Raw genomic sequence first — 8,654 nt, forward strand, 5'->3', positions numbered from 1 at the left:
CCGCGAGCGGGGGCTCACGACCGCCCTGACTCCAGCACCCGCGAGGAGTCCCACGCCCGGGAGGGGGCCCACGCCCGGGAGCAGGAGGAGCTGCGGCAGGCGTACCTGGACCACCTGGACACGTACCCGGACGGCATGTGGAAGGCCTGCCGGGACGGTCACCTCACGGCGAGTGCCCTGGTGATCGACCCGGACGCCGGGCGGGTGCTGCTGACCCTGCACCGCAAGCTGCGGATGTGGCTCCAGATGGGCGGGCACTGCGAGCCGCAGGACGCGACCCTGGCGGAGGCCGCCCTGCGGGAGGCCACCGAGGAGTCCGGGATCGCCGGGCTCACCCTGCTGCCCGGCGGTCCGGTGCGTCTGGACCGCCACCACACGCCGTGCGCCTGGCATCTCGATGTGCAGTACGCCGCGCTCGCGCCGGGCGGCGCGGTCGCGGCGATCAGTGACGAGTCGTTGGACCTGCGCTGGTTCGGCTACGACGAGGTGGCCGCCGTCGCGGACGCCTCGGTGGTGCGGCTGGTGGAGCGTACCCGCGCCCTGCTCTGACCGGGCGGCCTCTGCGCTCCGGCCGAGCAGCGTCCGCGCCCGCGACCGTACGGGGCGCGCCGTGGCCCCGACGCGGACGAGCCGCGCCCGCGCCCCCATCCGAGGTGCGCGGGCGCGGCCTGTCCGTTCGCAAGCCGTCCGTTCGTCCGCCGCCGTCAGCGGTTGGTCCAGACGTTGCCCTGGTTCTGCGCATGGGCACCGTGCTGGCCCATGCCGTACTGGGCGCGCATCCCCTGACCGATCACCGCGTTCTGCGGCGGCAGCAGCTCGCTGGGCTGGACCAGGGCGTACCCCTGGCCGAGGAAGTTGAGCTCCCAGCCCTCTCCGGTGTTGCCCCGGCGCCGGAAGACGCCGGCGGAGTGGGTCTGGGCCTGCATCTGCACCCGCAGCGAGCTGGACCAGGCGACGATGGCGTCCGCGTCGGCGTTGACGTACTTGTCCGGGGTGACCTGGAGCATCAGCGGCTGGCCGGAGGTCATCAGCGCGACCTTGCCCCGGCCGGTGATCTGCAGGTTGTACTTGCCGGACCCGGATATGCCGAACTGGCTGTCCACGGCGATCACCTCGCTGTTCAGCGCGGAGTCCAGCGCCAGGACATAACTGCTGTCCACGGTCAGTCCGGTGTGGTCGACATCGACCACATGCACGTACTGGGCGAGGTTGGCCAGGTAGACGGTGCCCTGCCCCGAGCAGCGCATCAGGTCGAGGCCTTCACCGGTGTGCGCGCGGGCGCGCTGCTGGCCCGGCGTGCGGTACTCGGCGTCGAACTCGATGATCCCCTGGTAGGCGACCATCGTGCCCTTCCGGGCGAGGACGTCCTCGTGGCCGCTCAGGGAGACGCGCAGCAACTGCGGGTTCTGCAGGGCGTAGCGGTCCTGGGTCTCGGTCTCGGTGAAGCCGAAAAGTGGACTCTGCATGGTGTGTTCGCTCTCCCCCTCAGCCCCGGGCCCGGAGCCGGTCGGTGCTGTCCTCGCTCGGCTGGACGACGACGAATCCCTGGCCGGAGAACCCGATCTGGTACGCCTCGCCGCTGCCCCGCCCGATCATGGAGGAGGCCTTGAAGCTGCGCTTCCCCTTCATCTTGAGACCGGTGGACCAGGCCACGAGCGCGTCCGGGTCGACATAGGTCTCGTCCTCGCCGCTGCCGCAGTCGACCACGATCGGGGTGCCGCGGGAGGTCAGAGCGACCCATCCGGTGCCGGAGACACCGACGTTGAACAGTCCCTGACCGGCGAATTTGGCCATGCCCTTGACCCGCTGGACGCCCCATTGGAGGTGGGCGTCGAAGGCGAGCAGATTGGTGCCGTTCACCGAGAGGGCGTCGTTGTCGAGGTTGAGGCAGACGACGTCGGCGCCGTAATCGGCGAGAAAGAGCAGGCCGTCACCGCTGCACTTCATCAGCGGGGCACCCTCGCCGGTGAGCCACTGCGACGCCATCTGGCGGACGGCGGGCGGGTTCGGCTCGTACTGGACGAAGCCCTCGTACGCGACCATCGAGCCGGTGCGTGCGAAGAGGTCCTGGCCGCCCTGCATGGCGACCTTGAGCATGCTGCGCCCGTGATTCTCCATCCGGGCTGCCATCGGGGTCGGGGCGCAGCCCGCGATCAATCGCTGGTCCATGACGGGCTCCTTCAGACCTCGTAGGGCTGGACGACGATGAAATTGCCGGGGGCACCGCGGAACTGGAGGTTCACGGTCTCACCGCTGTGGCCCGGGTAGGCGTGCCGGCTGATCCGCACCTGGCTGGAGATGATCACCTGCGCGGCCGCGGACCAGGCGACGATGGCGTTGCTGTCGGCGAAGGTGGTGGGGGTGACCGGCAGGACCACCGGGACCCCCTGGGTCTTCACCACGACGGTGCCGGTGCCGTGGAACTGCATGGTGAACAGGGCACCGCCGGGGATGCCGTGGCCCTCGATCCGGCGCACCTCGTGCTGCAGGGTCTCGTCGAAGGCGAGGACGTTCTCGGCGGAGACGCAGATCGCGTCGCCCTGGAGCTCGATCGGGTGGATGTGCGCGCCGTTCTCGGCGAAGAACACCTGGCCCCGGCCGGAGCAGCGCATGAGCTGCATCTCCTGGCCGGTGGCATTGCCGATGACCCGGCCGCGGAAGCCCGCGCCCTTGTAACCGAAGTCGACCTTGCCCTGGTACAGCACCATGCTGCCCTGGCGGGCGAGGACGGGCTGCGCGTCGGCGCCGAGGTCGACCCTGACGAGCTGCTGGTTCTGCAGGGCCCAGCGCTGTCCGGTGGGCGCCTCACGGAACTTCTGGAGCCCCGCGCCGAGACCGGGGCCGCCACCGGCCGGCGGCATGCCCGGCGCCTGACCGGGCAAGCCCGGGGCCATGGGCTGGGCGGGCTGCCCGTAGGGGCCCGGAGCGGGGACACCCGGCTGCCCGTAGGGGGCCGGAGCGGGAGCGCCGGGGTGACCGTACGGGCCCGGCTGCTGAGCGGGGAACTGGCCCGGCACGCCGTGCGGGCCCTGGGGAACCTGCGGGGCCTGGGGTGCCTGCAGGGCCTGGGGTGCGTGCGGGACCTGGGGTGCCTGCGGGGCCTGCGGGTGCGGGGCCTGGGTGGCGCCCGGCGCCTGGCCGTACGGCTGCTGCTGCCCCGGGTACGGCCCCGGCTGAGCGGGCTGCGGGACCTGGTCGCCGGGTGCGGTCTGGCCCGGCGGCGGTGCCAGCGGAGCGGCCACGGTGGGGGCCGCGTGCACCGGCTGGGCTGCGTGCACCGGCTGGGAGGTGGGCGGAGCGGCGGGGGCCGGATCGGGCTGGGTGGGGGCGGGTGCAGGGGCCGGAGCCGGGGCCGGAGTCGGGGCGGGAGCCGGAGCCGGAGCCGGGGTGGGCGCAGGGGCCGGAGCCGGGGCCGGGGTGGGCGCAGGGGCCGCCGGTGGGGCGAATCCCGGTGCGGGTGCGGCGTCCTGCGGCGGCGCGAAGGCCGGTGCGGCCGCGGGCTGCTGCTCGGAGGACTCCTCCTCCAGCACCTCGCCGCCGAAGTGCTTCAGCAGCGCCTCCAGACCGCCGTCGAAGCCCTGGCCGACCGCCGCGAACCGCCAGCCGTCCTTCCGGTAGAAGTCGCCCAGCATCACCGCGCGTTCGGTGCTGAACTCCGCGCCGGTGAAGGAGTAGCGGACGACTTCCTCGCCGCCTGCCACGATGCGGAGGTATCCTGGCCCGACCTGCGACATCTGCCCGGCGCCATCGAGCGTGGCGGTGAAGGAGAGCTTGTGGATGCTCTCCGGGACGGCATCGAGCGTGACCCGGAAGGATTCCGTGTCCCCGGCCTGCGCCCCGAGCAGCTGAATCGACTCCTCGGGCGACTTGGGCTGGTTGAAGAAGACGAAGTACCGGTCGTCCGACAGCCGTTCATCGGCGTCGATGCCGAAGCAGCTGATGTCGAAGGACAGCCCGGGGCCCGATATCTGAACCCCGATGTACAGATCTGTCCCGGCTGTCAGATCACTGACCCTGGCCTTGTGGCCGCGTTGGAATTCCCTGGCCATACGTACCGACCGTCCCCCATCCGAGCTGTGAAGTGCGTTGCGTCAGGCTAACGGCTCGGGCCGAGAGGGAGCGATCCCTGTGGACAACGGCTGCCTCGCCCGCGGCCTACTCGTTCCCGCCCGCGTCCAGTTGCGGCAGCCGGCCGGCCGCGGCCACGCCTTCGAGATAGCCACGGGCCCGCTCGGTGCGCGGATAGGCCTTCAGCAGTTCCCAGAAGCGGGCACCGTGGCCCGGCACCAGCAGATGGGCCAGTTCGTGGAGGAGGACGTAGTCGATGACGTATCCGGGCATTCCCTTGAGCCGGTGGGACAGCCGGATGCTGCCCTCGGCAGGGGTACAGGATCCCCAGCGGGTGTTCTGATTGGTGACCCAGCGGACGCTCACGGGCCGGGCCCGGCCGTCCAGATACTGGTTCGACAGCTGGTCGGCCCGGTCCGCGAGCTCGCCGTCGCTCAGCATCCGCTTGCTCTCCTGCGCCGCCAGCTTGTCCAGCATGGTGGTCACCCAGCGCCGCTCCTCGGCCTCGGACATGCGGGCCGGAATCAGGACGACGGTGCGGTCGCCCTCGCGATAGGCGGAGACCGTACGCCGCCGGCGGGCACTTCTGCGGACCTCGACCGGGCCCGTCCCCGAAGCGGGGTCGGTCCGGCCGGAGGGGAGGCGCTGTGCGCTTCCGGAGCGGTGCAGTGGATCGGCGGGCACGTGCCGAACGGTACCGGCTGGAGTGGGACGGCGTCCCTCCCCCGGGACGGTTCGCGAAGGATCACCCCACGGCGTGCACCGTTTGAACGACTAATGCCCACCGCCTGTGGATAACTTTGCGCGGCGATCGGCCGGTCACGGCATGCTGAGTGCGGTCGGCCGGGTTTCGGGCCGAGCGATCCGACGGGGGGCGAGTGATGCATCCGATGCTCAAGCCCGCGCTGCGGCGCGGCTGGCGCAACCGCGAGAGCGTCCAGTTCGGTGTGACACCGGCGCATGCGGTGCTGCTGGGGCCGGTGGACACGGCGACGGGCAGCTTCCTGAATCTGCTCGACGGCACGCGGGGGCTGCCACTGCTGCGGCAGCAGGCGGAGGCCATGGGCCTGACGGCACAGCGGGCGGACGAAGTGGTGCGCCGATTGTGCGCCGCCGGCCTGCTGGACGACCCCACGGCGGACGCGGACGGAACCACCGGCCTCACCGGCGGATCGGTCCATTCCGTCCCTGCGGACCTCACGGATGCCGTGGGCTCCACGGGAATCGGGGAGGCGGCGGACCGGGGTGGCGCTGCGGACTTCGGGGCCGCTGTGGGCCGCCGGGAGACGGTGCGCTCCGCGGCATGCGCGAACCCTGCGGGCGGTACGGGCGGTGCGGGCTCCGCGAGTCGACAGGATGCCTCCGGTACGAAGGATCCGTGGTGTGCCCCGATGGCCCCGCCTCCGGGGCATCCCGCCGACTCATCCTCCGGAAGCGGTCCCGCCGGCTCGGCCCCCTGGCCCGGTCGGGCGGGTTCAGGTCCGGACCCGGGGCCGACGGGGTCAACTCCCGCAGTTGCTGGGGCCGACGTCACTCATCGAGCCGCGTCCGCCCGCAGGGCCCGCGTCGTGAGACGGAAGGCCGGTTCGGCCGGCACTCCCTCCTCCGGCGCGGCTGCCCGCCTCGACCGGGCCTCGGTCCGGGACCGCTTACGACCGGACCTGGCCTCGCTGTCGGTGGTGCACCCGGAGCCGGGGGCAGCGGTGCGCCGTATGCGGGCGCGGGCGGCCATACGCGTGCACGTCCGGGGAGCGGGCCGGGTGGGGACCGCGATCGCCGCCGCGCTGTCCGCGTCCGGAGTGGGCGAGGTCGAGGTCACGGACGGCGGCTGTGTCGAACCATGGGACGTGGGGCCGTCGGGGATCCCTGCCGAGGCCATCGGCGAGCGGCGCAGCATCGCCGCGCGACGGGTGGTACGGGCCTGTGCACCCGGTCCTCGGCCACGACGGTCCGGCTCGGCCGCCGCGGGAGGAACGGGTGCGGGTGCCGCGCTCGTTGTTCTCGCCCCACGCGACGGGCTCGCCGCCTACGCTCCCGACCCGGCCGCCGCCGAGGAGCTGATGGCGTCGGGCACGCCCCATCTGTACGCGGGAGTGATCGAGGGGACCGGTGTCGTGGGTCCGCTGGTGCTGCCGGGCGGCTCGGCGTGTGCCCAGTGCCTGGCTCTGGCCCGGGCCGAACAGGAGCCCGCGTGGCCCCGCATGCTGGCCCAGTGGCGGTCGGGGCGTACCGGCGCGGCCGCGGTGGCCTGCGACACCGGACTCGCCACCCTGGTCGCCGGCCTGACGGCTTCCCATGCGCTGACCTTTCTCGACGGAAGGCTGCCGGTGTGCGCGGGGGCGCGGCTGGAGTTCGCCCTGCCCGATCTGACCTGGGAGCCACGGCCGGTGGCTCCGCATCCGAGCTGCGACTGCGGCGCCCGCCCGGCCGCCCCGGCGCCGGCCGCGGCACCCGGATCGGGGGAAGGAGCCTCCGCGGAACCGGCACCGCGCGGGACAATGACCACGTACCGCGGTGCGCGGCGCGGCCCCGGGGGTAATCCTCCGGGAGAGTGCAGTGGAGTTGGAGGGGCGCATGTCTGATCTTCCCCGCAAGGCGGTCACCCGTACCGCCAAGTTGGCCGCACTGCCCCTGGGTTTCGCCGGACGAGCCACCTGGGGGCTGGGCAAGCGGATCGGTGGCCGTTCGGCGGAGATCGTCGGACGGGAGCTGCAACAGCGCACTGCCGAGCAGCTGTTCAAGGTCCTGGGAGAACTCAAGGGCGGTGCCATGAAGTTCGGGCAGGCGCTCTCGGTCTTCGAGTCCGCGCTGCCGGAGGAAGTGGCCGGGCCCTACCGGGCCGCCCTGACCAAGCTCCAGGAAGCGGCACCGCCGATGCCGGTCCGGACGGTGCACTCGGTTCTCCAGGAGCGGCTCGGCGAGGACTGGCGGGAACTCTTCGAGGAGTTCGAGGACAAGCCGGCCGCCGCAGCGTCCATCGGGCAAGTGCACCGCGCCGTATGGCACGACGGACGGGAAGTCGCCGTCAAGGTGCAGTACCCGGGCGCGGGCGAGGCCCTGCTGTCGGACCTCAACCAGTTGGGGCGGTTCGCCCGGATGCTGGGGCCGCTGATTCCCGGCATGGACGTCAAGCCGCTCATCACCGAGCTGCGTGACCGGGTGTCGGAGGAGCTGGACTACGCCCTGGAGGCGGAGGCCCAGCGGACACACGCGGCGGAATTCGCCGACGACCCGGATGTCGTCGTACCCGATGTGGTGTTCCAGGGGGACGAGGTCCTCATCACCGAGTGGATGGACGGGGTACCGCTCTCCGAGGTCATCACCAGCGGCAGCCAGGCGGAGCGGGACCGCGCCGGCCAGTTGCTGGCCCGTTTCCTCTTCTCCGGAACGGCGCGCACGGGTCTGCTGCACGCGGATCCGCACCCGGGCAACTTCCGCCTGCTGGTCGGCGACGCCCCCGACGGCCCACCCGAGACGTGGCGGCTGGGCGTGATGGACTTCGGCACCGTCGACCGGCTGCCGGACGGCTTGCCCCCGACGATAGGCACCGCGCTGCGGATGACCCTGGAGGGCGACGCCGAGTCGGTCCACGCCATGCTCTGCGACGAGGGCTTCGTCAAGCCCACGATCGACCTGCAGCCGGACGCCGTACTGGACTATCTGCTGCCGATCATCGAGCCGGCCCGGGTGGAGGAATTCACCTTCACCCGCAGCTGGATGCGGACGCAGGCCGCACGGATCGCCGACCCCAGGTCACCCGCCCATCAGTTGGGCCGCCAGCTCAATCTGCCGCCGGCCTATCTGCTGATCCACCGCGTGACCCTGAGCACCATCGGCGTGCTCTGCCAGCTGGGTGCTGCCGTACGGCTGCGGGATGAGCTCACCGCCTGGGTGCCCGGATTCGATGCCGAGGAAGAGCCGGCGGAAGAACACGAGCCGGAGAGCGACGGACTGGCCGGCGGCGGGCCGGAAGAAGCCGGCGCACAGGACGGGCAGCCGGAGAGCACAGCGGACGAGGGCACGACCGAGGCAGCGGACCGCGTCGGCGCCGGAGAGGGCGAACCCGGGGAGAACGGAACCTCCGAGAAGCGCTGACCGGCCGATCGAGACCGCGCCGACCCGAGACCACGCCGGCCCGAGACCGCACGTGGAGGTCAACGGAGTCGACGCGGCGGACGACGGGTGAGCGGCGTGCTCGGCGGGATGGCACCCGGAGGGCAGGTCCGGGGCGCTTCGGGACGGCACCGGCTGGTCTCGGGCCGCTCAGTCCTCGCCACCGTCCGCGGCGGCTTCTCACCCGTACGGCGGGCACCCGGCCGGGCCAACGGCCGGCAGTGCCGCGGTCACCACCAGGACGAGTCGAGGCGTCCTTCGATGGCACGGAGGTTGTCCCGGGCGCAGTCGTCACAGAAGTAGTGCCGGCCGCCGTTCTCCACGGAGCAGGTCCACGTCACCGGGGGCTGAGGCCCGGCCGCCTCGGTGCCGCACCGGGAGCACACCATGGTCTGCTTCTCGGCACCCTGCTGCGCAGCGTGATGAGTCTGCTGGTTCACCTTTCGACGATATCTCCGTGGACGGTCCGGGGC

General features: G+C 72.3%; 8 protein-coding genes and 1 pseudogene. 4 read left to right on the forward strand and 5 right to left on the reverse strand.

All coding sequences use genetic code 11. The annotated features are described in order from the left end of the window. Positions 1–90: 90 nt before the first annotated feature. A complete protein-coding gene (locus ABT112_RS34240) occupies positions 91–549 on the forward strand; it encodes an NUDIX hydrolase (protein WP_351515723.1) in 459 nt (152 codons plus the stop codon). Between the two features lie 155 nt (positions 550–704). Here ABT112_RS34240 and ABT112_RS34245 read toward each other — a convergent pair whose 3' ends face one another. The 4 genes from ABT112_RS34245 to ABT112_RS34260 all read right to left on the reverse strand — a co-directional run bounded on the left by ABT112_RS34245 (position 705) and on the right by ABT112_RS34260 (position 4,752). Beyond that, complete coding sequence (locus ABT112_RS34245; RefSeq protein ID WP_351515718.1) at positions 705–1,466, reverse strand: AIM24 family protein; 762 nt, start codon at positions 1,464–1,466, stop codon at positions 705–707. Between the two features lie 19 nt (positions 1,467–1,485). After that, on the reverse strand, positions 1,486–2,169 hold the full coding sequence (locus ABT112_RS34250) for an AIM24 family protein (protein ID WP_351515719.1): 684 nt from the start codon (positions 2,167–2,169) through the stop codon (positions 1,486–1,488). Positions 2,170–2,180: 11 nt separating this feature from the next. Then, on the reverse strand, positions 2,181–4,049 hold the full coding sequence (locus ABT112_RS34255; RefSeq protein WP_351515720.1) for a TerD family protein: 1,869 nt from the start codon (positions 4,047–4,049) through the stop codon (positions 2,181–2,183). Positions 4,050–4,155: 106 nt separating this feature from the next. After that, the gene (locus ABT112_RS34260) at positions 4,156–4,752 is read right to left on the reverse strand and encodes a M48 metallopeptidase family protein (RefSeq protein ID WP_351515721.1); all 597 of its coding nucleotides are present in this window, start codon (positions 4,750–4,752) and stop codon (positions 4,156–4,158) included. Positions 4,753–4,949: 197 nt separating this feature from the next. On the opposite strand from ABT112_RS34260, the pseudogene ABT112_RS34265 reads away from it, so the two are divergent. The 3 genes and pseudogenes from ABT112_RS34265 to ABT112_RS34275 all read left to right on the forward strand — a co-directional run. Continuing rightward, positions 4,950–5,213 (forward strand): annotated as a pseudogene (locus ABT112_RS34265) (ThiF family adenylyltransferase); the annotation flags it as partial. Positions 5,214–5,636: 423 nt separating this feature from the next. Next, the gene (locus ABT112_RS34270) at positions 5,637–6,650 is read left to right on the forward strand and encodes a TOMM precursor leader peptide-binding protein (protein ID WP_351515724.1); all 1,014 of its coding nucleotides are present in this window, start codon (positions 5,637–5,639) and stop codon (positions 6,648–6,650) included. Continuing rightward, positions 6,643–8,163, forward strand: coding sequence for an ABC1 kinase family protein (locus tag ABT112_RS34275; RefSeq protein WP_351515722.1), 1,521 nt, complete (start codon positions 6,643–6,645; stop codon positions 8,161–8,163). Before ABT112_RS34270 ends, ABT112_RS34275 begins: the two co-directional genes overlap by 8 nt. A gap of 248 nt (positions 8,164–8,411) precedes the next feature. On the opposite strand, the gene ABT112_RS34280 is transcribed toward ABT112_RS34275, so the two are convergent. Continuing rightward, on the reverse strand, positions 8,412–8,621 hold the full coding sequence (locus ABT112_RS34280) for a hypothetical protein (protein WP_351515725.1): 210 nt from the start codon (positions 8,619–8,621) through the stop codon (positions 8,412–8,414). Positions 8,622–8,654 lie beyond the last annotated feature (33 nt).

It is taken from the genome of Streptomyces sp. NPDC002055 (genome assembly GCF_040296705.1).
In the GTDB taxonomy this organism is placed as follows: Bacteria; Actinomycetota; Actinomycetes; order Streptomycetales; family Streptomycetaceae; genus Streptomyces.